Raw genomic sequence first — 23975 nt, forward strand, 5'->3', positions numbered from 1 at the left:
ATGCCTGCTCTTTCCGCACTTCACCTGCCACAGCAGCGCCGGCGGCGGCGCTGGCAGGGATGCCTCCTGAGCTGGGTTTTGTGGTGGTTTGCGAGTGCGGTTTCTGCGCTCACGCTCGAAGTCACTGTGACTGGCGTCACCGGCGCAGAACGCCGCAACGTGTTGGCGCAATTAGGCATTTATCAAGAACGCAGCGACCGCGAACTCACGCCCGCCCGCCTTGACTATCTCCATCGCCTCGCGCCAGCGCAAATCCGCGACGCCTTGATTCCATTTGGTTTTTATCAAACGCAGCTTGACGCCACCGTGCAGCAACATGGCGACCGCTGGCAAGCGCATTACCACATCACCCTCGGCGCACCAGTCACAATCAGCACGGTGGACTATCAACTCAGCGGAGAGGGCGCGACCGATCCCATCTTTCCGGTCAGCTTACCGCTGCGGCGCGGCGACGTTCTCCAGCACAGCGCCTACGAAGCCGCCAAAGCGCAGGTGCAGGCGTGCGCCGCCCGCGCTGGCTATAAAGACGCCCACTGGCTTATTCACCAAGTGCAGGTTGATCCCGCCACCAACCACGCCGCCGTCCAGCTCCATCTCGCCACCGGGCCGCGCTATTTTCTAGGCGCCGTCACCTTTCAATCCCCGCATCTCGATGTCGGACTGCTGCAACGCTACGTCACCTTTCACGCGGGCGCACTGTACACACCCAACCGCTTGATTCAACTGCAAAGTCGCCTGCTGGGTAGCGACTATTTCCGCAGCGTCGAACTCATCCCGCAACCCACTCCGCCCGGTCCCGCGCACTGGATACCCATCACCGTCGTCACCACCCCCAGCCTGCCAAACCACTACCGGCTGGGACTGGGATATGCCACCGATCTCGGCCCGCGCCTGCGCCTTGATTGGCAACGCCGCTATCTCAATCGCTGGGGACATCGCCTGCGCACCGCCCTGAGCCTCGCGCCAACCGAATCCACATTGATGCTGGATTACCGCATCCCGTTACACGATCCCGCCCGCGATTACCTCAGCATCAAACCGCAATTCAGCGTCACCGAAGAAACCGCGCTCGGCAGCGGCTGGACTCAAACGCTGCAAATTGCCCACATCAGCAGCACCGCCACCGGATGGCGACGCAGCCTTGGCGTTGATTACCGCTACGAAGATTTGGATGGCAACGGGCGCGATCTCGGTGCCACCAACGAACTGGTGCCCACCGTATCGTGGGCAAAAACCCTCACCGATGACCCACTGCTGACGCAGCACGGCTACCGGCTCAAATACAGCCTGCTGGGTGGTTTAGAAGGCGTGTTAGCGGAAGCCACCTATCTCAGCGGAGAACTGCAATACAAAGGCATTCAAGCATTTGCCGATCATTATCGCCTCATCGTTCGCGGCGATCTTGGCGTCACCCTCACCGCCGCAGTGCGCGACCTGCCGCTGAGTCGGCGCTTTTATGCCGGTGGCGACCAATCGCTGCGCGGCTGGGGTTTTGGGACGCTGGGACCGCGTACCGATGACAACCGCGTCAGCGGTGGACGCTACCTCGCCGTCGGCAGCATCGAAATAGAGCGCCAGCTTGCCGGACGCTGGAGCAGCGCCCTCTTCACCGATTTTGGCAACGCCTTTGATCGCCTCAACGCCCCAGCTCCTGAACTCAGCGCCGGCATCGGCGTGCGCTGGGCATCACCACTCGGCCAGATTCGCTGTGATTTAGCCTTCGCCTTGTCAGAAGACCCGCAGCGTCACGGCGTACCACCGGCGCGACTGCATCTCGTGATCGGTCCAGATTTATGACCGCTGCCGCTGCTCCCGCCCCAGCCGCAGTGCCGCCGCGCATTGATCGGAGCGGGCGCTGGCGCTGGTGGCGTCACGTCGTGCTGACGATCAGCGGACGCCTGCTGCTGGCGAGCGGAATCATGCTGCTGACCACCCAAACCGGGCTGCGGCTACTGTGTGCCAGCGCCGAAGCACTTTTTCCCGCACAGCTCCACATCGCGGGCGCAGACGGGCGCGTGATCGGACATTGGCAACTGCACGGCGTCACCGTGAACTTGCCCACCGCCACCCTTCAATTCGGCAGCGTCGGGGTAGATTGGTCAGCGTTATCGTTGTTCACCGGCATCCTGCATCTCGACCAGCTCACCCTGACCGATGTCAGCGTCACATTGCTACCCAGCCCCGCGCCAGCCGTTCCCTTTGCCCTGCCATCGCTGCGCCTGCCATTTCCACTTGAAGTGACGCAAGCAACGCTCACCAATCTGCGCGTTCAGCCCGTCGCGCCCGCCGCCCCATTTCAACTCCAGCACCTGCGTTTAGCCGCGCAGTGGCAAGACACCCAGCTCACCATTCGCCACCTCATCGCGCAGTTACCCGCTTCCGCTCTCACCGTCAGCGCCAGTGGTCAATTGACCGTCACGGGCGACTATCCGCTGGCGCTGGATGTCGGGTGGGAACTCAGCCCCAACACGCCGCACCACTGGCGCGGATACGGGCATGGCACTGGTGATGTGCAGCATCTGCGCTTGGCACTGACCACCAGCGGCGCGATCACCGCGCAGATCACGGGACAGGTGGACGCGCTGCTGACTGCGCCGACTTGGGAAGGCGCGATCACGCTGGAGCCGCTGGCGCTGGTCAGCTTAGAACCGACCTTGCCGCCGCTCACGGTGCAGGGTCAGCTCACCACTCGCGGCACCCTGACGGCGGCTGATGTCAGCGGACAGCTCACGCTGCACCATTCGGAGTGGGGCGGCGCTGATCTCGCGCTTGATCTCGGTTGGCAACCGGCGGAATTGACGCTGCGCACGGTGCAGTTGACGCAACAGGTGCCGCCAGCAGCAGCGGCGTTGACTCCGGCACTGCTGCGGTTGACTGGTCAAATCGCGTTGACCTCGCCGACGCCGCACGCGCAACTGCGCGGAGAGTGGCAGGCGCTGCGCTGGCCGTTGCAGGGTGCGTCGCTGCTGACCTCGGCGCAGGGCGTGGTCACGCTCGCCGGCACTCCGACGGCGCTGGACTATCAGGTGACGGCAACGGCGCTGCTGCCAACGCTCACGCCCGGCGAGGTGCCGCTTCCGGCGCAGTTGGCGATCAGCGGGACGGTGCGTGAGCAGCAGGTGACGGTGACGGCGTTGCAGGTGGAGACGGGAGCGGGAGCGGTGCGCGGACAGGGCAGTTTGGTGCTGATGCCGCAGCCGCGCTGGACGGCGCAGTTGGAGTGGACTGATTTTGATCCGGGGGTGATCGCTGCGGAGTGGCGCGGGCGCATCAGTGGGCGTTTGACCACGCAGGGACAATTGCCCGCAACGACGGAACCAACGGCAGTGCTGATGAGCACGCTGCAATTGGAACAACTCAGCGGAACCTTGCGCGGTGCGCCGGTGACGGCGGCGGGAACGGTGACGCTGGACGGTGACATGCTGCGCTTCACGGAAGTGACCGCGCAGCTCGGTTCTAGTCGCTTGCGTGTGGACGGAATGGCGACTACGGCGGGAGTCAGTGATTTGACGTTGGCGCTCACGGCACCAGATTTGGCGCAGGTGTGGCCGGGAGCGAGTGGGCGGGTGACGGTGAACGGGCGCTGGCGTGGGGCGCTGACGGCTCCGCAGATCACGTTTGCAGTCGATGCGGCAGAGGTGCAGCTTGCCGGGCAGCAGGTGAAGCGATTGGTGGGCAGCGGTGATCTTGATCTGAGCGGGGCGGGGCGGGTGGCGGTGACGGTTGATGGGACTGCGCTGCAATTGGGTACACAGTCGTGGACGCATTTGACGCTGCGCGGTAGCGGACAGCGGACGACGCAGCAGTGGCAGATGACGCTCACTGGTGCCAAGCGGGCGCTGGAAGTGGTGGCAACTGGGGCGCTGCTGCCAGCGGGTGGCTGGCGTGGGACGGTGACGCGAGCGCACTGGCTGGCGCCGGAAACGGGTCGTTGGCAATTGCAGCAGCCGTTGACGGTGGAGTGGCAAGCGCCGCAAGTGACGGCAACGCCGTTGTGTGTGCGGCACGAGGGCGGTTCGCGGGGCTGTGTGACGCTGACCATGCAGACGGCGCAGGATTGGGCGGCGACGCTGGAGGTGCCGCGTTTGGAAATGGAAGTGGTGCGGGCGCTGGTGCCGCCGCCGCTGCATCTCGAAGGGGCGTTGGATGCTCATGGTGTGGTGCAGGCGGTGGCGGGCAAGTTGACTGGATCATGGCGCGGACGCTGGCAGCGGGGGCTGGTGCGCAGTGGCGGTGAGACCTTTGATCTGAGCGGGACGGCGTTGACGGCGGCGCTGACGGCGGCGGGTTTGACGGCGCAGATCGCGGTTCCGGTTAAGGAATTGGGAACGGTGACGGCGGAGCTGGCGTTGCCCGGCTGGGTGCCTGCTGCGCCGCTGCGTGATGAACAACCGCTGCGCGGCAAGATGCAGGTGCAGGTGTTGACGCTGGCGCGATTGGAGCCGCTGGTGCCGGCGCTGGCGCAATTGCGGGGGACGCTGACAGCGGAGATGACGCTGGCGGGGACGGTGGCAGCTCCGGCGCTGCGGGGAAGTGCGCAGGTGCGGGAGTTGAATGTTGAGATGACGGGGCTGGGTTTGGCGCTGACGGAAGGGGCGTTGACGCTGACGACGCCGCTGCCGAATCAGGTGGCGGTGTCGGGGCAGGCGCTGCTGGGCGGGGGACTGGTGACATTGACGGGTGACGGGCGCTGGTCGCGTTCTGATTGGCAGTTGCAGCTCGCAGCCAGCGGTGAGCGGCTGCAAGTGGCGAATACAAAAGAGTATTTTGCGCTGGTGTCGCCGCAACTGACGCTGGAAGTGGGGGCGACGGGGGCGACGTTGGGTGGTGAGATACGGGTGCCGGAGGCGCGGATTCGCCCGCGCACGTTGCCGGTGGGTACGGTGACGGCATCGCCGGACATTGTGTTGACCACCGCCAAACCGTCGTCACCGTTGCCGCTGCGGTTAGACCTGCGGGTGATCTTGGGGCAGAAGGTGACGCTTGATGGTTTTGGGGTGCGCGGGCGGTTGTTGGGCGCGGTGCGGGTGGCGCAGGTGCCGGGGCAGGCGCTGACTGGCGATGGGCAGGTGCAGATTGTCGATGGGCAATATCAGTTGTCGAGTGCGTTGGGGATGGCGGCGGCGGAACTGGGTGCGCCGTTGACGATTTTGCAGGGGCGGTTGATCTTTGCCAAAAGTGCGCTGGATGATCCGGGGTTATTGTTGCAAGCCGAACGTCAAGGCGGTGCCACCAGCGCGGGTGTGCGGGTATTGGGAACGTTGCGCACTCCGCATTTAGCATTTTTTTCCGATAGCGATCCCAATATGACTTCGGCGCAAATGACTAAGTATTTAATGACCGGAATTGCGCCAGCAGATGATGATCGGGCGCAAGACCCCAATTTGGCATTAGGGACTTATTTGACGCCTGATTTATACGGGGAATATGAAACTGGATTTGGTCATGCCCCTAATAAAATGCGTTTGCGTTATAACCTGTCGCGTAGAATTGAGATTGAAACGGAAACGGGCGCACAAAATAGTGTTGATGTGTATTTCAAATTTGAACATTAAACCATCGTGATACAGCCAGCATTTGATACCAGTTTACTCCATCCGCGTTATTGGCTCAGTTGGAGTGGCGTCGCTTTAATCGAACTCTTGGGGCGGCTGCCGTGGCCGGTGCTGTGGGCGCTGGGCGGCATCATCGGGCGCTTGGCTTATTTCATCGTGCCCCAGCGCCGGGCGGTGGCGCGATGCAATCTCGTTTGTTGCTTCCCGCACCTGAGCCGGATGCGCCGTGAGTGGCTGCTGTGGACGCATTTTGGGTGGCTGGGCGTGGCGGCACTCAGTCAGGGCGTGAGTTGGGGCATTTCGCGCCCGCGCTTGCAACGCTTGATTCATTTTCAGCAGCAAGAAATTGTGGCGGCGCAACTCGCGGCTGCTCGCCCGCTCATTTTTTTGGTGCCGCATTTTTTGGCGGTTGATTTAGGCGGAGCGGGTTTGGCCGCATTTATTCATCCCAGCGCCTACATGTATCAGGAGCCGCGCAATCCGGTATTTGCGTGGCGCGTTCGGCGGGCACGGTGTCAATTCGGCAGCGTGGCGATTGAACGTCAAGACCCGCTGCGGAGCTTGATTCGCCTTCTCAAGCGCGGGACGCCGTTGTTCTATTTGCCCGATCAAGATGCGGGACGGCGCGGCATCTGGGTACCTTTTTGCGGTCAACCTGCCGCCACAGTGCCGATGTTGGGACGCTTTGCGGCGCTGACTGATGCGGTGGTGATTCCAACGATCATGCGCTTTGCGGCGTGGGGACGCGGCGTGGAGGTGATTTTTCAGCCGCCGTTGTCAGAGTTTCCCAGCGGCGAGCCGGTCGCCGACACCGCGCAGATGAATCAAGTGATTGAAGACGCGCTGCCGCCGCACGCTGCGCAGTATTTCTGGGTTCATCGCCGTTTCAAAACCCGTCCGCCGGGTGCGCCAGCGTTGTATCCGCCCCGCGTGCGGCGGCAGCGGCGATGACGCAATTGGCACCGCAACATCCGCCGGGGCGCTGGGGACGGCGGCGTGATTGGCTGCTGGGATTCGCGGTGCTGGCGCTGCTCGTGACGGCGGTGGAATTGAGCATCGGCTGGAGCACGCTGCTGGCACCTTGGCGCGAGGTCGCACCGCTGCACCTCGCCGGAGTGTTGACCTTCACCGCGCTCAGTTACGTCCTCCGCGCCGGGCGTCTGCGCACCATTCTCCAGCCCTTCGGCATCCGCCACTTCCCGTTATTGCTGCGTCTCACCATTTTTCACAACGTTGCCAATAACTTGCTGCCGATGCGCAGCGGCGAGCTGGTATTTCCGTGGCTGCTGCAACGCTATTTCGGGAGCAACCTCCTCACGGCGATAACGACCTTGATTTGGTTGCGTTTATTTGATTTGCACTGCCTCGTGCTGATCGCGCTCGCCATTGTCAACCTGCGCGAACCGACGCTGGTGGGCGGGATGAGCGCCGCCGTTTGGCTCGCCAGCTTGGGACTCATCCCGCAGCTCCAGCGGCTCCACACGGCGCACAGATTGCGCGGAGACGGACGCCTGCGGCGCGTTTTGCGACAAGCGGTGCAAACAGCGCCGCAGCACTGGTGGCTCATTGCGCGATTGTATGGGTGGACGCTTTTTATTTGGAGTTTCAAATTCGCTGCATTTGTGAGTTTATTACACTTCTTTTTACCGCTGGCGTATTGGCAATTATGGTTCGCCGTCCTCGGTGCAGAATTATCAAGCGTGTTGCCCGTGCATGGCATCGCCGGCAGCGGCAGTTATGAATTAGCAATGGTCGCCGCATTAACACCATTGGGAATTGCGCCACAATTGGCGCTGGCAGGTGCAGTCAATTTGCATCTTTTTTTATTAGGCAGCACCGTATTATTGGGGGCGCTGGGGCTATTGATACCGGTCAACAATCGCACTGAACGCCACGCAAATTGATGGTGATTAAAGGAGGCAAATTAAATGCGCCAATTGATTTTATTAGTAACGCTGGCAGTGATCTGGTTATTGAGTTATAGCCATCTCAACACCGTCGCTGATGCGCTCATTGCCGCCATGCAATTGACGCGAGCAACGCCATTGGGCGAAGCGGTGCATTTTTTCTGTTATGAAACACCAAAGGTGCTGCTGCTTTTATTGGGCATCGTGTTTGTGATGGGCATCATTCAAACCTTTTTTGCTCCAGAACGCACGCGAGCATTATTAGCGGGACGCCGTTTAGGAGTAGGCAATGCGTTAGCAGCAGCACTTGGCATTGTGACGCCATTTTGCTCCTGTTCGGCGATTCCATTATTTATTGGCTTTATCACTGCTGGAGTGCCGCTTGGAGTCACTTTTTCGTTTTTAATTGCGGCACCAATGATTAACGAAATCGCGCTGGCGCTGCTGCTGAGTTTATTTGGTTGGCAAGTTGCTGCGCTTTATTTAGGCTTGGGATTATTGGTTGCAATCAGTGCTGGAATCGTGATTGGAGCCTTCAATATGGAGCACTATCTACAAGATTGGGTGCGAGCAATTCATTATGGTGAAGACGCAGCACCGCAACCAAACGATGGACTTGCATTGGATTGGACAGCGCGACTGGCAGCGGGTATGAAACACGTCCGCGAGATTGTGGGAAAGGTGTGGTTATATGTCGTGATTGGCGTTGGTTTAGGTGCAGCCATTCATGGTTATGTACCAGAAAATGTGCTGGCTAGTTTTATGGGACGCGACGTGTGGTGGGCGGTGCCAGCGGCGGTATTATTAGGCATTCCAATGTATAGCAATGCCGCTGGAATTGTTCCCATTGTGCAGGCGTTAATTGCAAAGGGTGCGGCACTTGGTACTACCTTGGCATTTATGATGAGTGTGATTGCGTTATCGGCACCGGAATTGTTGATTTTGCGGAAAGTATTACGCTGGCAACTCATTGTTACCTTTGTTGGGGTGGTGGCGACAGGAATTTTAGTTGTTGGTTATGTGTTTAATTGGTTGTTATAACGAAATGAGGTGAAGTGATGAAAGCGGTTAAAATTCTCGGCACCGGTTGCCGTAATTGTCAGACGACGCGGGCATTAGTAGAAGAAGTTGCACAGGCGCTGGGCGTGGCAATTGAATTGGAAAAGGTAGAACGGATGGAGGACATCATGCGTTATCGTATTATGGCCACGCCCGGCGTGGTAATTGATGGCGTGGTGGTGCATTCGGGAGGTATTCCAGAACGCAGCGCAATTGAGAGTTGGTTTCGCGCTGCGGAATAGTTCATTTGTGTTTAACCGCAAGTGCAGCGGTAAACAATAGCCCCCTTTTTCAAAAAGGGGGTTGATTAAAAACGTCGTGTCACTGTTGTGAAATGATTAACCAACGAAGAGCCGTCATTGTAAAGCGAAAAATTGTAAAATACTCATTTTATTTTAGCATTCCCGGCACGAAAAAATATCCAATAAAGGTGCCGACTAAAATACCCAAAATTGCTCCTAATAAAATGCCATACCATTTCATTATCAATGTGCTCCAAGGTGACATGAATCTGCCGCTATTGTGAGGCGAATTGAACGACGGCGGCAAGTGACGCTGCCAGCGCACCGCTTGCCAAGCTGCGAGTGAATGCCTAGACTCCGCCCCCTCACTGCGCGGGTGTAGTTCAATGGTAGAACTTCAGCTTCCCAAGCTGATAGCGTGGGTTCGATTCCCATCACCCGCTCCAGTTTTTCGCCTCATTCCCGCGTGTTTCTCGCCATCACAGGCGCATTCCCCTGTCTGAATTCACTCCCGCTGCTATCGCTTCCGCCTTGCTGAGTTGGTTCGATCAGCACGGTCGTCACACCTTACCTTGGCAACACGATCCCACGCCGTATCGCGTCTGGGTGTCGGAAATCATGCTGCAACAAACGCAGGTCGCAGTCGTGATTCCTTATTTTGAACGCTTTATGGCGCGGTTTCCGACGGTAGCGACGCTCGCTGCTGCGCCCCTTGATGCAGTGCTGGCGCAGTGGACGGGGCTGGGATATTACGCCCGCGCCCGCCATTTACATCGCACCGCGCAACTGTTGTGTGCGCAATATCAGGGCGAATTTCCGCGTGAGATCGCGCAGGTGCAGGCGTTGCCGGGGATTGGGCGCTCCACCGCCGGCGCGATCTTGACCTTCGCGGCCGGACAGTCGCATCCAATTTTGGATGGCAACGTCAAGCGCGTATTGAGCCGCTGTTTTGCGCTAGAAGGATGGTCCGGTCGCCCCGAAGTGACCGCGCAACTCTGGGCGCTGGCGACCAACCTGACGCCGCTGACCCGCACTGCCGCTTACAATCAAGCGTTGATGGACCTTGGCGCGACCCTCTGCACCCGCCGTCATCCCGCCTGTGATCGCTGCCCGCTGCTGACTTTATGCCGCGCTCACGCGCAACAGCGTCAACACGAATTCCCCACCAGTCGCCCGCGCCCACCGCTGACAGAACGCACCGCCTTATTGCTGCTCATCCGCTCGCGCTGCGGCAAAATTGTGCTGCACCAGCGCCCGCCGACGGGCATTTGGGGCGGATTGTGGAGCCTGCCGGAAGTGGCACTTGACGCCGATCCGACGGCGTGGTGTCGCACGCATCTCGATCTCAGCCCGCAACACGTTGAACGCCCGCCCGCTCGTCGCCACAGCTTTACGCATTTCAAATTAAAAATAGAGCTGGCGCGGCTCGTAGTCGCCACCGCCGGAATAATCACTGCCGACCGTTGTTGTTGGTTTGATGTGGCGCAATTGTCCAGCATTGGTTTACCAGCGCCGGTGAAAAAAATCATCATGGCTGATAATGACGCCTTGCGTGCAGCAGAATGTGACAGTGTGCTTTTTCACAATCAATAAAATAACTTACCTTTCGCGCAACCATCGCTAACCGCATAAAATACTCATGATCTCTAAAATACCCAAACCGATAAAAGTTTTAGTGGTTGACGATATGGCATCCATGCGGATGCTGATTCGTGCCGTATTAAATCGAATGGGCAACTTTGAGATTATTGAAGCGGCAAATGGTCGGGAAGCCTTGCAAAAACTCAGCGATAATATCGTTGATATTTTAATCTGTGATTGGAATATGCCGGGCATTAGCGGCTTGGAAGTGTTACATGCCGTGCGCGAAGATATAAAGTTTCAACGCTTGCAAAAATTACCGGTGCTAATGGTTACGGCGGAACAAAGCTGCAATCAGGTACGTGATGCCATTGATGCTGGCGTCACTGGTTATGTGTCTAAACCCTTTTCGCCAGCCATTTTACAGGCGCATATTCAGGAATGCTTAAATAAACGTCCGCGTAAAACAGAATAAATGATTCAGAAAATCCAGCGATAACAATCAACAGCTTCACCCGCAATCATTCAGCACCCGCCCCGGCGTCGGTAATTCACCTTCAATCATAATGGGGCGCAGCGCGTGTAAGATATTGGCAAATAAATGACTGTGCGCAGCTTCTTCACGCGCAAGCAGTGCTTTCATATATTCGCGCCGCGTCGGTTTAGAAAAACACGCCGGACAAGAATCAGCAATCACTGGCAATTTAGCGCGGCTGGCAAAATCGGCCATTTGCCGCTCACGGCAATATGCCAGCGGGCGAATAATCCGCACATCGCCGTCTTGATTCCGATAATGCGCTTTCATCGTCCGCAATTGCCCGCCGTGAAATAACGACATCAATAAACTTTCCGCTAAATCATCTAAATGCTGTCCCAGCGCCAGTACGTTATAATTATTCTCACGACATAAGCGATACATGATTCCGCGTTTCATCCGCGAGCAATAGGCGCAAAATGAATCGCCGCTCATGTGTATTTGCGCTTGTGCTAATAACGGCTGCTGTTCGTAATGCCACGCGATATTGAGATCGGCGTAATACTGTTGTAAGGGCTGCGGATCAAAACCCGGCACTTCGGGATCAACCGTTAATACCGCTATTTCAAAGTTCACTGGCGCATAACTGCGTAAATGATTGAGAATATGCAGCAGTGATAAGGAATCTTTGCCGCCAGAGACGCCAATTAAAATGCGGTCGCCATCGCCAATCATCTGAAAATCAGCAATAGCGCGACCAACTTGGCGCAATAACGATTTGGGTGGTTTTAACATGGTGGAATTAAATTGGCGTAATAGCTTAAACGCGGATTTAAGGGCGCTGGCGCATAACGATAGGTTTCAATTTGCCAAGTGGTGGGCGTCGCAGTGAGCACCAAACAGGAGGGGCCGCCGTGCGTGCGAATGCGCCCCGCCGCGCCCGGATTGAGCACCCACGGGCTGGCGCTCACATCGACGACGAGATGATGGCTGTGACCGTACACAATCGCCCGCGCTTGCGGAAAACGCCCGCGCAATGATTGATGGCGGTCTCGCGCCAGCAATTGATGCCCATGAATCGCCACCAATTGCCCGCCCGGTAAGGGCTGCGCGAACCATTCCGGCACATGTTCCAACAAGCGCCGATCCGCTTCCGGCCATTTCTGCGCCACGTCGTTATTGCCAAACACCGCCAACACCCGCCCCAAACGCGGTTGCAACTGCGCCAGCACCGTCGCGCAGCCGATGTCGCCGCCGTGTACCGCCAGATCACATTGCGTCACCAGGTGCTGAATCCGCACATCCAACATGCCATGCGTGTCGGACACCAGCGCGACCTTGACCTGCGTCATGGTCGCAATGTCGAGGAGTTCTGCCGCCAATGTCAGTCCAACACCAGCGCCAGCTTGCCGGTCACATGCCCCAGCTCCAGCACGCGATGAGCATCTGCCACCTGCGCCAGCGGGAAAGTGTGGGAGACGTGAATCCGCACCGCACTCCGCGCAATCAACGCCGCGCAGCGGTTGAGAATGTCGCCTTGTCGCGCCAGCGCGGTCGCTAAATTGCGCACTTGCGGCGTGAGCATCAGCACCAAACTCAGGCGCAAATTGCGCAGCCGCGCCTCTTTGAAATCGACGCTCGCGCCGGGATCCAAAATCGTCACCAGATCGCCGTAATGCGCCACCGCTGGAATCGTCTGCTGAAACACTGCCGGCCCAACCGTATCCAGCGCGATGTCCACGCCGCGCCCGTCCGTCCACTCGCGCACGGCGGCGACCACATCTTCCTCGCGGTAATTGATGCAGCGTTCTGCGCCAAGTGCCTGAGCAAACGCCGCTTTTTCGGGAGAGCTGACGGTGGTACAGACCCGCGCTCCCGCCGCGACCGCCAATTGCATCGCCACATGTCCGACGCCACCCGCGCCGCCGTGAATCAGCACCTGTTGTCCGGCAGCGAGCTGCGCCCGCTCATGCAGCGCCTCCCACGCCGTGAGCAATACCAACGGCGCAGCCGCAGCTTCAGTCATGCTCAACGTCGCCGGCTTTGGTTGCACAAGTGCTTGATCGATCACGCGATATTCCGCGTGATTGCCCGCTGCGCCACCGAGTCCGCCGTGACAAAACCAAACTGCGTCGCCGGGCTGAAACCGCGTCACGGCAGCGCCAACCGCCGCAATCGCGCCCGCGCCGTCGCAGCCGGGAATCAGCGGCAGCCCCGCCGCCAGCATCGCGCCATTGCGCCGGATTTTGGTATCGACCGGATTGATGCCCGCCGCTGCCAGCTTGACCAAAACTTCCGTCGGCGCAGTGATTTGCGGGAGCGGGCGCTCGACCAGTTGCAGCACTGACGGGTCGCCAGTTTCATGGATTTCAATGGCTTGCATCGTTTTGAGACTCCGCAGTGTTCAGACCAAACGATTGTGACGATCTGTGCTGCTCAACAGCCGCGTGATCGCCTCCACCGCTGGCAACCGCACGCCGTGCCGCGCCACTTCGCGCAGCGGTCGCCGGTACAGATATTCGATTTCTAATTCCCGTTTTGCCAAATAATCCAAACGCATACTCGGCGCATAAGGCTTCATCCGCCGCGTGGTTTCCAGCAACTGCGCGGGAAAATCATCCGCAAATTGCACCCCACACGCCGCCGCGCCCGTGCTCACTTCCGCCATCAATTGCTCCGCCAGTGCCGTCGCCTCGGCGTCCGCCATCAATCCATCGGTGTTCATATTGAGCAGCACCGACAATCCATTAAACGGGATATTCCACAACAACTTACGCCACCGCGCCGTCGTCAATTCGGGCTGAGATTCCACTGGAATGCCGGCCGCTGCGAACGCCGCCAGCAACTGCGGAATCCACGCCGCGCTGCGCTCATCGCGGGGCGCAAAACTGACCAGCCCGTAGTCAAGATGCGCGATGTGACCGTGGCCGAGCTTGTTGGCGCACAGAAAACACAGCCCAGCGATGATGTTGGCGTGCGGAAACCACGCCGCCAGCTCGTCTTCCAGCGTCAAGCCGTTTTGCAGGTTTAACAGCACCGTGTTGTCGTGTACCAACGGCGCGAGCAATTCGGGAAGTAAATGATTTTGCGTGGTTTTTAGCGCAATGCACACGACATCTGCCGGCGGAATCGCCTCATCGGCGGCATACACCGCCACCGGTTGATGATGCACATCGCCGAGCGGCGAATCGACGCGCAGCCCGTGTTCGCGGATAAATGCAACATCGCTGTGCGCGATGAATTGCACCGTCGCGCCGCTCTGCAATAACCGCGAGCCATAAAAACCGCCGAGTGCGCCCGTGCCGAGAATCGTAAAAGAAAGCGCCATAATGTCGATTCCAAACGCAAATTAAGGCAATTGCACCTGCATTGGCGGCTGCCAATCGTTGGCGCGATGTTCAACAATCACCGTCGTAAAAATTCCGCCGCGCACATTAAAAACTGCGGTCAAACGCATAAAACGCGGGGCAATCGCAGCAACTAAATCATTGAGAATCTGATTGGTCACGGCTTCGTGAAATGCGCCCTCATTGCGATATGACCAGATATAATTTTTGAGCGATTTTAATTCAACGCACAATTGCGCGGGCACATAGTCTAAATGCAATTCAGCAAAATCGGGTTGTCCGGTTTTGGGGCATAAACAGGTGAATTCAGGAATGCGCATCCGAATGGTATAATCGCGTTCTTGCTGCGGATTCGGAAAGGTGTCAAGTGATTTGCTGGGGACGCTGGACATGAATTCGCTCTCGTCAACAATAAAAAGCCCCCTTTTGAAAAAGGGGGTTGGGATTTAACCTTTAAGTGGCTCTAACACCGCATCTAAATTGAGGGCGTCGCAATAATCCATAAATTCTTCGCGCAGCCCTGCAATATGAATATCAGCCGGAATGCCGACCGTAATATGCACGGAAAACATTGGCGTTCCGGTATGCGCAGCGGCATAACTGCTGGTTGCCATATCTTCAATGTTGATTTTACGTTCTGCAAAAAAACCCGCCAAATTATTGATAATGCCGGGATGATCTAATGACACCACATCCACCGCATACGGCAATAAATTATTGCGCGTGGTGCGTTCGCCGGTGCGTTTAGAAATAATGGTCATGCCTAAATGACGTTCTAATTCGGGCAGCGCGTGTTCAATTTTGGCGAGCGTATTCCATTTACCTTCCACCAAAAGCATCGCCGCAAACTCGCCACCGAGCACCGTCATGCGGCTGTCTTCGATATTGCAGCCGTGTTCAAGCACGACTTTAGAAAGTTGATTGACGATGCCGGGATGGTCTTCGCCGAGTGCTGAGATCACAAGATAGGTCTTTTGCCGGGTCATATCTGCGCCAAAGGTTGCTGGTTGAAGAGTGAGAGATGGGTGCGGAATCAAACGGGCGGCGAGTTTACCACGCCATCTCACGCCGCATTGACCGCTCAGGCTGGCGACTGCGGTGGGTCGGGTAAATCAATCTCAAGCAAGGCAAAGGCAGCGCACATCGCGGCAGAATCGGCAGCGGCGGCGGCGGTTTGTAGCGTTGCCAGCGCGTGCGTGATGGCGGCAGTGCTCAAACCGGCGTGGCAGCGGGCAACGCGGATTTTCGGATGTCCCGTTGCTACCAGCGCCTCGGACGCATAAAACAGTTCTTCATAGAGCTTTTCGCCGGGACGTAAACCCGTGTAAGTGATGGCAATATCGCGCCCCGGCTCGCGCCCAGACAGCCGAATCATCTGCTCGGCGAGATAGCGAATTTTGATCGGCTCGCCCATGTCGAGCACGAAAATCTCCCCACCTGCGCCCAACACTGCCGCCTGCATGATGAGCTGGCAGGCTTCGGGAATCGTCATAAAAAAGCGTTCAATCTCAGGGTGCGTCACCGTCACCGGCCCGCCCTGTTCAATTTGCTGCTGAAAACGCGGCACCACGCTGCCGGCAGAACCCAGCACGTTGCCGAAGCGCACGGTGATAAACCGACAGCCGCATTGCCCGTCATATAACCGGCAAATCGCCTCGGCGACGCGCTTGGTCGCTCCCATCACGTTGGTGGGATTGACGGCTTTGTCGGTGGAAATCAGCACGAAGCGTTCGCAGCCACTCGCCGCCGCCGCCTCGGCGACGATCCGCGTGCCGATGACGTTGTTGCGCACGGCGACCCGCAGTTGGTCTTGCAACAGCGGGACGTGTTTATAAGCGGCAGCGTGAAACACGATGGCGGGGCGCTCGTTTTCAAACAGCGCGGCGACGGCAGGCGCGTCGGTGATGTCTAACAGATGTCGCGCCAGCCGCAGTTCGGGATGCGTTTCCGACAGTTCCAGCGCGATGCGATACAGATTGAACTCGCCGTTATCCACCAAAATCAGCCGCGCTGCGCCGCTGACGGCGAGCTGGCGCACCAGCTCAGAACCAATCGAACCACCCGCGCCGGTGATCAAAATATCGCGCCCCGCCAGCCCACGATGAATGCCCGTCCAATCCAGCGTGATTTGATCGCGTCCCAGCAAATCTTCAATCGACACTGGCCGCAATTGGCTGAGATGGATTTGCCCGCGCATCAGCCGGTGTAATTCGGGCACGGTGCGAAAAGGCAGCCCGGTGTGTTCGCACAATTCGACTAAACGGCGCATCTCGCGGGCGGTGGCGCTCGGAATCGCCAGCAGCAATACGTCAATGCCCAGTTGGGTGACGAGCGTGGGAATCGCCGCCGTTGCGCCGACAATCGGGACGCCATGCACTTCTGAACCCTGCCGCCGGAGCTTGTCATCCACAAATCCGAGCGGGACATACGCCTGCTGCGGATCGCGCAACAGATCGCGCACCAGCATTTCTCCCGCCCGTCCCGCGCCGATAATCAACACCCGCTGGCCGGCAGACAGCGTGAGGCGATGATCTTTGAGCCAGCGGTAAATCAAGCGCGGGCTGGCGAGCAGCAGCAGTTGCAGCCCGAAATACAACACGGGAATTGAGCGCGGCACGAGCGCGGAGCGATTGAAGATAAATAAGACGAATAAAATCAACGCCGTGCCTGCCAGTGCCGCTTTGCTAATGCGCACTAAATCGGGCAGCGAGGCGAAGCGCCACACGCCGCGATACAGCCCGAATTGCCAATAAATCGTGCCTTGAATCAGGATCACCCACGGCAGCGAGTGCAGCGCCCCGCTGATAAATTCTGGCGGGACGTGATCGAGATTGAAGCGCAGCCAGTACGCCAGCAACCAACTCACGGGCACGGTCAGCAAATCGTGGGCAAAGGCGGCGGTGCGGGAGCGCAGCCGGTCGATCATTGGATTCATGGGAGGGGGAAGTTGTCAGTTGTCGGTTTTCAGTTGTCAGTGGTGCTGCGTTCCACCACCGCGACGCGCTGATGAATCAGTACATACAGCGTCGCCCACGCCGTCAGCAATAACCATTGTTCTGGCGTTGGCAAGCGCGGGGCTGCGACTGCGGATAGTGCGGCGGCGATCATCAGCGCGTAACTGCGCAGCAGCGTGTCACGGTGCGACCAACCCGCCAATACAAGCCGTTGATAATGATGAGAGCGGTGCGCTTCCCACAGCCGTTCGCCGCGCCGCAGCCGCGTCACCAACGTCCAAGTCGCATCAACGATAAAGGGCGAAAATGCCAGCGCCGCCGCCCACAGCGGAAAAACTTCGCGCTGACTGCCCCACAGCGATAAACCAGCGGCGAGTAAACCCAAACTTGCTGCGCCGACATCGCCGAGAAAAATCCGCGCTGGCGGGACATTGCCAGTTAAAAATCCGAGTGCGGCAGCGGCAATGCTCGCAGCCACCAGCGTCAACAGCGGATCGCCGCCCTGCCAACTCAGCAGCGCCAGCGCACTAAATCCGCTCACCGCCATGCCGCCGGCAAAGCCATCTAAACCGTCCATGAAGTTGTACAGGTTAATCATCCACACCACCGCCAGCAGCGTCACTCCAGCCGCCACCACCGGCGGCAGCGCCAGCGTGAAGCCCGGCACTGCCAGCGTCGTCATCGCCATGCCACCGTTCAGCAGCAGCCCCGCCGCCGCGCCGTGTACTAATAAACGCACGAGTGGCGGCACTTGGCGCACATCGTCCAGCAGTGAAATCCCCGCCACCAGCGCCAGCGCCGCGCTCAATCCGATCAATTCAGGTGCAATCGCGTCAGCACCGATCAGCAGCACCGTCAGCAGCGGCACGACTGCGCCAATCAGCACCGCCACGCCGCCGGTGCGCGGAATTGGGCTGGTGTGCAATGACCGCGCATTCGGTTGATCGAACGCGCCCCAGCCCCGCGCCGCCCGTGCCATCAACCACTGCGTTGTCGCGCCACTCAGCACCAGCGCCGCCGTGCTGACCAGCGCCAGCGTCCACATCATGCGAGCTGGCGCACCAATCCGCGCTCAACCTGCTCACGGCAGGCGCTGCCCTGCAATAACTCAATCAATTGCAACGCAAAATCCATTGCCGTCCCCGGCCCGCGACTGGTGACGATGTTTCCGTCAATCACGACCGGCGCATCAATCAACGTCACCTGCGGATAATCCGCCGCCGCGACCGAACCGGGATAACTGGTCGCCGTTTTGCCATCGAGCACTCCGGCATGAGCCAACACCGCTGGCGCGGCACAAATCGCAGCGGCATAACGTTTGGCGGCGTGCTGGCGCTGGATCAGCGCGATCACGCGTTCATCCTGTTGCAAATACACCGCACCCGGCAAACCGCCCGGCAGCACAATCAAATCAAATTCCTGCTCCAGCACCGCATCAAGCGTGGTATCGGCGAGAAACACCACGCCCCGGCTGGCAGTGACCGGACCGGGCTGCAAACTGGCGGTGGTGACTAAACAGCCAGCCCGGCGCAGCAAATCAATCAAGGTCACGGCTTCCAATTCTTCACAACCCGCAGCGAGCGGAATCAACACAGTTGGCATGGGAACAGCTCCGAAATGGGTTTTTGAGTTGCCAGTCACAGCGCACGACTGACAACCGACAACTGCAACTAACGCGGCCGATGAAGAATCGTCAGCCCTTTCAACACGGTCAACGCTTCTGAAAGCTGGAAATCTTCCGTAATCAACGCTTTAACGTCTTTTTGCTGATCTTGCGGCGTTGCTGGCGCTTTGCCTTGCTCAAGATGCCGCGCCAAATCCGCTTCCTTCACCGCCCCCAAATCCTGCTGCGTCAGCGGCTTAAATTCGCCCCGCGCCAGCACGATGTCCGGCGTGATCCCTTGCGCCTGAATCGACCGCCCCGACGGGGTGTAATACCGCGCCGTCGTCAGCTTGAGCGCGGTGGTTTCCGTCAGCGGAACAATGGTTTGCACCGAGCCTTTGCCGAACGTTTGCGTGCCCATCACCAGCGCCCGTTTATGATCCTGCAACGCGCCCGCCACGATTTCTGAAGCCGAAGCACTGCCGCCATTCACCAGCACCACCAACGGCGCACCGTTGAGCAAATCATCCGGCCCCGCGTCAAATTGCACCCGACTCTCCACCTCGCGTCCTTGGGTGTAGACGATCAAGCCCTCCGTCAAAAACGCATCGCTGACGCCCACCGCGCCATTCAACACCCCGCCCGGATTGTTGCGCAGATCAAGCACCATTCCGCGCAACGTCCCGTCATTTGCCTGTTTTAGTGCCGCAATCGCCTTAGCCAGCGCATCCGTCGTCGGCGCTTGAAAATTGGAAATACGGACGTAGCCATAACCCGGCTCCAGCGTGCGACTTTTCACGCTTTCCACCTGAATCATCGCCCGCTCCAACGTCACCTCGAACGGCTGTTGCTTCTCGCCGCGCAGCACCGTCAAACGCACCTTGGTACCCGCCTTGCCGCGCATCAGCTTGACCGCCTCGCTCAAACTCAAGCCTTTCACCGCCTTCTCGTCGATGCGCATGATCAAATCACCGGCTTGAATGCCAGCGCGTTGTGCCGGCGTGTCATCAATCGGCGAAATCACTTTGACGAAACCGTCCTCCAGCCCGACCTCAATTCCCAGCCCGCCGAATTCGCCGCTGGTGCCGATTTGTAAATCACGATAATCATCGGCGTTGAGATATGCCGAATGCGGATCAAGCCCGCTCAACATCCCGCGAATCGCGTTTTCAATTAACGCCCGGTCGGGCGCAGCTTCGACGTAATCCTCTTTAATCCGCCCAAACACATCAGCAAAGGTGCGCAGCTCTTCGAGCGGCAACTCACCGGCAGCCGCTGCGGGCGGATCGACCGGCGCATTTTCATCGGCGCGGCTGCCTGCAACCGGCCAAGCCGCAAGACCAACGAGGATTCCAGCGTGAATTAAAGTGAGCAACGGACGGCGCATCATGGTAGGTACTCGATTGTTTTTAATGAACACAATTGGTTTTTTGTAGTTGGCGGTTATCAGTGCATCGCGGCTTGCTGGTCGCTGGCGCGGCGGCACCACTGCGTCGGATCAAGCGGCTGACCGTGATGGCGGATGGCGAAATACAGCAGCGGTTTATCGCGGCCGCCGCTGTTGCCACTCAACGCAATGTCATCGCCAGTGGCGACCCATTCGCCCAGCTCGCGCAGCAGCGCCTGATTGTGACCGTAAAGCGTCATAAACCCATCGCCATGATCAACCACCAGCAGCAGCCCGAAGCCGCGCAGCCAATCGGCATACACCACGCGCCCATCGTTGACGGTGCGCACCAGCTCGCCTTCTCGCGCCGCCAACAGCACGCCATCCCAGCGCAGTTTGGAATCGGGTTTAGGCGTCCCAAACGCAGTCACCACGCGCCCCTCCAGCAGCGGCCATGACAGTTTACCTTGCCGCTCTCGAAACGGGGCGCGTTGCACATCCAGCTCGGCCCGAATCTCAGCGCGTTGGCGCAGATGTTCTGCCAAGCGCCGCAGCGACTCCGCATCTCGGCGCAGCGCCTGCAAATTCTCAGCGCGACTGGCGATCAGCGTTTCCAATTCTTTCAAAATTTGTGCCCGCTGTTGGCGGATGACATCTGCCTGCTGGCGCAGCGCGTCTTTTTCCGTCATCAACGCCGCCAGTCGCGCCACCTCCGCCTCAATTTCTCCCACCAACGCAGTGATCCGTTCTGCCCGCTGTTTTACCGCCAAAATCCGGCGCACCCGCTCCCGATTGAAATAAGCGAAATACGACAACATCCGACTGGCTTGCGCGGGGTCTTCTTGATTGAGCAATAACCGCAGCCGATCAGCGCGTCCCATGATATACGCCGTGCGCAATAAGTCCGTTAATTGCTCACGCTCCACCTCTAGCGCCGCTTGTTCTTCAGTTTGTCGCGCTTTTAATTCCGTCGCAGCGCGATTTTTTTCTTTAATATCCCGCTCTAAATCACGGGTGGATAAACTCAATTCCGCAATTGTTTTTTCATGTGCTTTTAATTCGTTGACCAGCGCCGCTCGCTCGGTTTCCCGCCCAATCAATTCGGCGCTAATCACTTCGGCTTGCTGTTCAAGCGTGCTCAATTGTTTATCAGAATTGGCAATGGCGGGATCAGGCGCGGCCTGCGCTGTCATCCAGATGGCGCTGAATAAATACAGCAGTGCTCCGCTCCATCCGCGCCGGTGCGCGCGCGGAGGTGCTAACGGAGCCGTGTTGACGCAACCGCGTGAGATGAAACAGCAAAGCAGGTGATGTGACATGCAATGAAACCAAGCGCAGAATCCAAATGCCGCTGCCGCAGTGTTGACGGCGGCTGTGCAGTCGGTCAGATTATTGTGAGTGAATAAATAAGTAGACTTTCCCGAAATGATCAATAACCTGGATCATCCGTCGATGATCCTGAATTCCCCCGCTGATGACCAACCCGGCATGAGCCTTCTCGCCGACGATCACGATATTGATCGTGCTTCGCGGTCGTTAAAAGCGATGTCGCATCCGTTGCGCTTGAAAATTCTGTGTACGCTGGGCGACCGCGAAATCAGCGTACAAGACATCGTCGATCAAGTCGGCACCTCACAAAGCAACATCTCGCAACATCTTGCCATTCTGCGCGATAAAGGCATTCTCGCGGCGCGTAAAGATGCCAATCGCGTCTTTTATCGTGTCAGCGATAATCGCACTTTGCGGTTGATTGGCATGATGCGCGAGGTGTTTTGCCAGCGCGGACGCTGAGATTGCACAATTGATGGTGTTGTCAGTCACGACGGCGCTGCTGACTGATCGCTGACAACTGACAACTGACAACTTTTTTTAAGAGTGAAAACGATGACGTTTTTTAGCCAATTGCTTGAATTTTTAGGAAATCACTGGTTTTTATTTGTCGTGTTGGCCGTGATTGTTGGCTTGCTCATCCACAATCTCATCGTCGGCAATCAAGGCAGCGTCACGCCGCTGCAAGCAGTGGCGATGATGAATCAACAGGAGGCGGTGGTGCTCGACGTGCGTCCGGCGGCGGATTATGCCAAGGGACACATCCTCGGCGCGATCAACCTCCCGATGAACGGCTTTAGCAAACAGTTGGCCACGTTGCAAAAATATCGTGAGAAGCCGCTGATTGTGAGTTGTCGCTCCGGGGCGCAGTCGTCGATGGCGTGTGGGCAATTGCGCAAAGCTGGATTTACCGCAGTGTTTAATCTGCAAGGCGGGGTGCTGGCGTGGGAAAGCGCCGGCCAGCCGCTCTCGAAGAAAAAATCGTAACTGCGTCGCAGTAGCACGCCAGTTATTTTTTAATCTAATCAGGATATTGAGTTTATGACCGAGCACGATCAGAACACCGCGCCCACTGCCGAGCGGCAGTTTTCCGTCCAGCGCGTGTACACCAAAGATGTCTCGTTTGAAGCACCCAACGCGCCGGAGATTTTTCGCGGCGAGTGGAAGCCCAAGCACGATCTCAACATCAATACCAAGATCGTCCAGCTCGACGCGACGCTGTATGAAGTGACGTTGCTGGTGACGGTCACGGTGACGGTCGGTGACGACAAAACTGCGTTTATCGTGGAGGTGGCACAAGCCGGCATCTTCAGTCTGGTGGGCTTTAATGACGCCGAAATTGCGCCGATGTTGGGTGCATATTGTCCGAACTTGCTGTTCCCGTATGCGCGGGAAGTGGTGTCCGATCTCGTGGTCAAGGGCAGCTTTCCGCAGCTCGTGCTCCAACACGTCAATTTTGATGTGCTGTTTGCGCAACACCAGCAGCAGGCACAAGCCGCTGCCGCTGAGGAAGTCAAACATTGAGTCGGTTCGCGCCTGCCACCATCGCTGTTCTCGGCGCAGGATCGTGGGGCACTGCGCTGGGATTGTTGCTGTGCCGCAACGGTCATCAGGTGCGGCTGTGGAGTCACGATGCCGCGCAGATTGACGCTTTGCAGCGCGACGGTGAGAACCGCCAATTTCTGCCCGGTTTTCCACTGCCGCCGCAGTTGATGCCGACGCTCTCGTTGGATGAGGCGCTGGCGGGCGCGACCGAGTGTGTATTGGTGGTGCCGAGTCATGCGTTTCGTCATGTCCTTTCACAATTGCCCTCCCGCTTGCCAGAACACAGCGGCATCGCGTGGGCAACCAAAGGTTTTGATCCCACTACTGGGCAGTTGCTGCACGCCGTCGCCCATGAGGTTTTGGGCGTGGCGCGGCAGTTGGCGGTGATTTCTGGGCCGAGCTTTGCGTTGGAAGTGGCACGCGGGTTGCCGACGGCGGTCACGGTCGCAGCCAATCATCCCGAATTTGCCGGACGGCTGGCGCAGTTGCTGCACAGCGAGCGGTTTCGTGCGTACACCAGCAGCGACATTATCGGCGTAGAAGTGTCGGGCGCGGCAAAAAATGTGCTCGCCATCGCCACCGGCATTGCGGATGGATTGGGTTTTGGTGCCAACACCCGCGCTGCGTTGATTACACGCGGGTTGGCGGAATTGAGTCGGCTGGGCACGGCGCTCGGTGGTCGCGCTGAAACCTTCACTGGCTTGGCCGGAATGGGCGATTTGGTGCTGACCTGCACCGACAATCAATCCCGCAATCGGCGGCTGGGGCTGGCGCTGGCGCGGGGCTTGAGTGTGACGACGGCGCTGGCGGAGATCGGGCAGGAAGTGGAAGGCGTGGTGACGGCGTTATCGGTGCAGGCGCTGGCTGCCGCGCTCGGCATTGATATGCCGATCAGCGAGCAGGTGTATCGGGTGCTGTATGCGCAGGTATCGCCCGAACAGGCGACGGCAGCGTTGTTGGAACGAGAGCCAAAACCGGAACTCGGTTGATT

General features: G+C 58.4%; 23 protein-coding genes and 1 tRNA gene. 13 read left to right on the top strand and 11 right to left on the bottom strand.

All coding sequences use genetic code 11. The features are described 5' to 3' along the window. The 9 genes from CKO12_RS04515 to CKO12_RS04555 all read left to right on the top strand — a co-directional run bounded on the left by CKO12_RS04515 (position 1) and on the right by CKO12_RS04555 (position 10819). Positions 1 to 1797, top strand: a complete 1797-nt coding sequence (locus CKO12_RS04515) for an autotransporter assembly complex protein TamA (RefSeq protein ID WP_200153545.1) — start codon at positions 1 to 3, stop codon at positions 1795 to 1797. After that, on the top strand, positions 1794 to 5555 hold the full coding sequence (locus tag CKO12_RS04520) for a translocation/assembly module TamB domain-containing protein (protein WP_200153546.1): 3762 nt from the start codon (positions 1794 to 1796) through the stop codon (positions 5553 to 5555). Before CKO12_RS04515 ends, CKO12_RS04520 begins: the two co-directional genes overlap by 4 nt. 6 nt (positions 5556 to 5561) lie before the next feature. Next, complete coding sequence (locus CKO12_RS04525; protein WP_338032694.1) at positions 5562 to 6506, top strand: lysophospholipid acyltransferase family protein; 945 nt, start codon at positions 5562 to 5564, stop codon at positions 6504 to 6506. Further along, on the top strand, positions 6503 to 7459 hold the full coding sequence (locus tag CKO12_RS04530; RefSeq protein ID WP_200153547.1) for a lysylphosphatidylglycerol synthase transmembrane domain-containing protein: 957 nt from the start codon (positions 6503 to 6505) through the stop codon (positions 7457 to 7459). The genes CKO12_RS04525 and CKO12_RS04530 overlap by 4 nt, the downstream gene beginning before the upstream one ends. A gap of 24 nt (positions 7460 to 7483) precedes the next feature. After that, positions 7484 to 8503, top strand: coding sequence for a permease (locus CKO12_RS04535; protein ID WP_200153548.1), 1020 nt, complete (start codon positions 7484 to 7486; stop codon positions 8501 to 8503). A gap of 17 nt (positions 8504 to 8520) precedes the next feature. Continuing rightward, on the top strand, positions 8521 to 8763 hold the full coding sequence (locus tag CKO12_RS04540; RefSeq protein WP_200153549.1) for a thioredoxin family protein: 243 nt from the start codon (positions 8521 to 8523) through the stop codon (positions 8761 to 8763). A gap of 372 nt (positions 8764 to 9135) precedes the next feature. Next, a tRNA-Gly gene (locus CKO12_RS04545) sits at positions 9136 to 9209 on the top strand. 85 nt (positions 9210 to 9294) lie between these two features. Further along, positions 9295 to 10356 (top strand): A/G-specific adenine glycosylase, encoded by a 1062-nt coding sequence (gene mutY, locus CKO12_RS04550; RefSeq protein WP_242466204.1) that lies wholly within the window; start codon positions 9295 to 9297, stop codon positions 10354 to 10356. Positions 10357 to 10402: 46 nt separating this feature from the next. Then, a complete protein-coding gene (locus CKO12_RS04555) occupies positions 10403 to 10819 on the top strand; it encodes a response regulator (RefSeq protein WP_200153550.1) in 417 nt (138 codons plus the stop codon). Between the two features lie 36 nt (positions 10820 to 10855). Here the strand turns inward: CKO12_RS04555 and CKO12_RS04560 are convergent, their stop codons facing one another. From CKO12_RS04560 to CKO12_RS04610, 11 genes are all read right to left on the bottom strand, one after another. Next, a complete protein-coding gene (locus CKO12_RS04560; protein WP_242466205.1) occupies positions 10856 to 11614 on the bottom strand; it encodes a PP-loop family protein in 759 nt (252 codons plus the stop codon). Beyond that, positions 11608 to 12171 carry a metallophosphoesterase family protein gene (locus tag CKO12_RS04565; RefSeq protein ID WP_200153580.1) on the bottom strand — a complete coding sequence of 188 codons (564 nt, stop codon included), beginning with the start codon at positions 12169 to 12171 and terminating at the stop codon, positions 11608 to 11610. Before CKO12_RS04565 ends, CKO12_RS04560 begins: the two co-directional genes overlap by 7 nt. 32 nt (positions 12172 to 12203) lie before the next feature. Continuing rightward, positions 12204 to 13202, bottom strand: a complete 999-nt coding sequence (locus CKO12_RS04570; RefSeq protein ID WP_200153551.1) for a zinc-binding dehydrogenase — start codon at positions 13200 to 13202, stop codon at positions 12204 to 12206. Between the two features lie 21 nt (positions 13203 to 13223). After that, the gene (locus CKO12_RS04575; RefSeq protein ID WP_200153552.1) at positions 13224 to 14147 is read right to left on the bottom strand and encodes a 2-dehydropantoate 2-reductase; all 924 of its coding nucleotides are present in this window, start codon (positions 14145 to 14147) and stop codon (positions 13224 to 13226) included. A gap of 21 nt (positions 14148 to 14168) precedes the next feature. Beyond that, a complete protein-coding gene (gene queF, locus CKO12_RS04580; RefSeq protein ID WP_200153553.1) occupies positions 14169 to 14558 on the bottom strand; it encodes a preQ(1) synthase in 390 nt (129 codons plus the stop codon). 54 nt (positions 14559 to 14612) lie between these two features. Next, positions 14613 to 15152: a glycine cleavage system transcriptional repressor gene (locus tag CKO12_RS04585; protein WP_200153581.1), complete on the bottom strand. Its 540-nt coding sequence runs from the start codon at positions 15150 to 15152 to the stop codon at positions 14613 to 14615. A gap of 95 nt (positions 15153 to 15247) precedes the next feature. Then, on the bottom strand, positions 15248 to 17101 hold the full coding sequence (locus CKO12_RS04590) for a polysaccharide biosynthesis protein (protein WP_200153554.1): 1854 nt from the start codon (positions 17099 to 17101) through the stop codon (positions 15248 to 15250). Between the two features lie 29 nt (positions 17102 to 17130). Beyond that, on the bottom strand, positions 17131 to 18168 hold the full coding sequence (locus CKO12_RS04595) for an MraY family glycosyltransferase (RefSeq protein WP_200153555.1): 1038 nt from the start codon (positions 18166 to 18168) through the stop codon (positions 17131 to 17133). Beyond that, on the bottom strand, positions 18165 to 18722 hold the full coding sequence (locus tag CKO12_RS04600; RefSeq protein ID WP_200153556.1) for a DJ-1 family glyoxalase III: 558 nt from the start codon (positions 18720 to 18722) through the stop codon (positions 18165 to 18167). Before CKO12_RS04600 ends, CKO12_RS04595 begins: the two co-directional genes overlap by 4 nt. 68 nt (positions 18723 to 18790) lie before the next feature. After that, positions 18791 to 20113 carry a S41 family peptidase gene (locus tag CKO12_RS04605; protein WP_200153557.1) on the bottom strand — a complete coding sequence of 441 codons (1323 nt, stop codon included), beginning with the start codon at positions 20111 to 20113 and terminating at the stop codon, positions 18791 to 18793. Between the two features lie 56 nt (positions 20114 to 20169). Beyond that, on the bottom strand, positions 20170 to 21303 hold the full coding sequence (locus CKO12_RS04610) for a murein hydrolase activator EnvC family protein (RefSeq protein ID WP_242466206.1): 1134 nt from the start codon (positions 21301 to 21303) through the stop codon (positions 20170 to 20172). 259 nt (positions 21304 to 21562) lie between these two features. On the opposite strand from CKO12_RS04610, the gene CKO12_RS04615 reads away from it, so the two are divergent. The 4 genes from CKO12_RS04615 (at position 21563) to CKO12_RS04630 (ending at position 23973) form a co-directional block, all read left to right on the top strand. Then, entirely contained in the window at positions 21563 to 21901 is a 339-nt protein-coding gene (locus CKO12_RS04615) for an ArsR/SmtB family transcription factor (RefSeq protein WP_200153559.1), read from the top strand. Positions 21902 to 21994: 93 nt separating this feature from the next. Continuing rightward, complete coding sequence (locus CKO12_RS04620; RefSeq protein ID WP_200153560.1) at positions 21995 to 22426, top strand: rhodanese-like domain-containing protein; 432 nt, start codon at positions 21995 to 21997, stop codon at positions 22424 to 22426. A 54-nt stretch (positions 22427 to 22480) separates the two neighbouring features. Next, entirely contained in the window at positions 22481 to 22963 is a 483-nt protein-coding gene (secB, locus tag CKO12_RS04625) for a protein-export chaperone SecB (protein ID WP_200153561.1), read from the top strand. After that, on the top strand, positions 22960 to 23973 hold the full coding sequence (locus CKO12_RS04630) for an NAD(P)H-dependent glycerol-3-phosphate dehydrogenase (protein ID WP_200153562.1): 1014 nt from the start codon (positions 22960 to 22962) through the stop codon (positions 23971 to 23973). The genes secB and CKO12_RS04630 overlap by 4 nt, the downstream gene beginning before the upstream one ends. Positions 23974 to 23975: the final 2 nt, after the last annotated feature.

Source organism: Chromatium okenii, assembly GCF_016583745.1.
Taxonomy (GTDB): Bacteria; Pseudomonadota; Gammaproteobacteria; order Chromatiales; family Chromatiaceae; genus Chromatium; species Chromatium okenii.

Coding starts and splice junctions, on each gene's coding strand:
- CKO12_RS04515 (WP_200153545.1), top strand. CDS start 1: ATGCCTGCTCTTTCCGCACTTCACCTGCCACAGCAGCGCCGGCGGCGG.
- CKO12_RS04520 (WP_200153546.1), top strand. CDS start 1,794: ATGACCGCTGCCGCTGCTCCCGCCCCAGCCGCAGTGCCGCCGCGCATT.
- CKO12_RS04530 (WP_200153547.1), top strand. CDS start 6,503: ATGACGCAATTGGCACCGCAACATCCGCCGGGGCGCTGGGGACGGCGG.
- CKO12_RS04535 (WP_200153548.1), top strand. CDS start 7,484: ATGCGCCAATTGATTTTATTAGTAACGCTGGCAGTGATCTGGTTATTG.
- CKO12_RS04540 (WP_200153549.1), top strand. CDS start 8,521: ATGAAAGCGGTTAAAATTCTCGGCACCGGTTGCCGTAATTGTCAGACG.
- CKO12_RS04555 (WP_200153550.1), top strand. CDS start 10,403: ATGATCTCTAAAATACCCAAACCGATAAAAGTTTTAGTGGTTGACGAT.
- CKO12_RS04560 (WP_242466205.1), bottom strand. CDS start 11,614: ATGTTAAAACCACCCAAATCGTTATTGCGCCAAGTTGGTCGCGCTATT.
- CKO12_RS04565 (WP_200153580.1), bottom strand. CDS start 12,171: ATGACGCAGGTCAAGGTCGCGCTGGTGTCCGACACGCATGGCATGTTG.
- CKO12_RS04570 (WP_200153551.1), bottom strand. CDS start 13,202: ATGCAAGCCATTGAAATCCATGAAACTGGCGACCCGTCAGTGCTGCAA.
- CKO12_RS04575 (WP_200153552.1), bottom strand. CDS start 14,147: ATGGCGCTTTCTTTTACGATTCTCGGCACGGGCGCACTCGGCGGTTTT.
- queF (WP_200153553.1), bottom strand. CDS start 14,558: ATGTCCAGCGTCCCCAGCAAATCACTTGACACCTTTCCGAATCCGCAG.
- CKO12_RS04585 (WP_200153581.1), bottom strand. CDS start 15,152: ATGACCCGGCAAAAGACCTATCTTGTGATCTCAGCACTCGGCGAAGAC.
- CKO12_RS04590 (WP_200153554.1), bottom strand. CDS start 17,101: ATGAATCCAATGATCGACCGGCTGCGCTCCCGCACCGCCGCCTTTGCC.
- CKO12_RS04595 (WP_200153555.1), bottom strand. CDS start 18,168: ATGATGTGGACGCTGGCGCTGGTCAGCACGGCGGCGCTGGTGCTGAGT.
- CKO12_RS04600 (WP_200153556.1), bottom strand. CDS start 18,722: ATGCCAACTGTGTTGATTCCGCTCGCTGCGGGTTGTGAAGAATTGGAA.
- CKO12_RS04605 (WP_200153557.1), bottom strand. CDS start 20,113: ATGATGCGCCGTCCGTTGCTCACTTTAATTCACGCTGGAATCCTCGTT.
- CKO12_RS04610 (WP_242466206.1), bottom strand. CDS start 21,303: ATGACAGCGCAGGCCGCGCCTGATCCCGCCATTGCCAATTCTGATAAA.
- CKO12_RS04615 (WP_200153559.1), top strand. CDS start 21,563: ATGATCCTGAATTCCCCCGCTGATGACCAACCCGGCATGAGCCTTCTC.
- CKO12_RS04620 (WP_200153560.1), top strand. CDS start 21,995: ATGACGTTTTTTAGCCAATTGCTTGAATTTTTAGGAAATCACTGGTTT.
- secB (WP_200153561.1), top strand. CDS start 22,481: ATGACCGAGCACGATCAGAACACCGCGCCCACTGCCGAGCGGCAGTTT.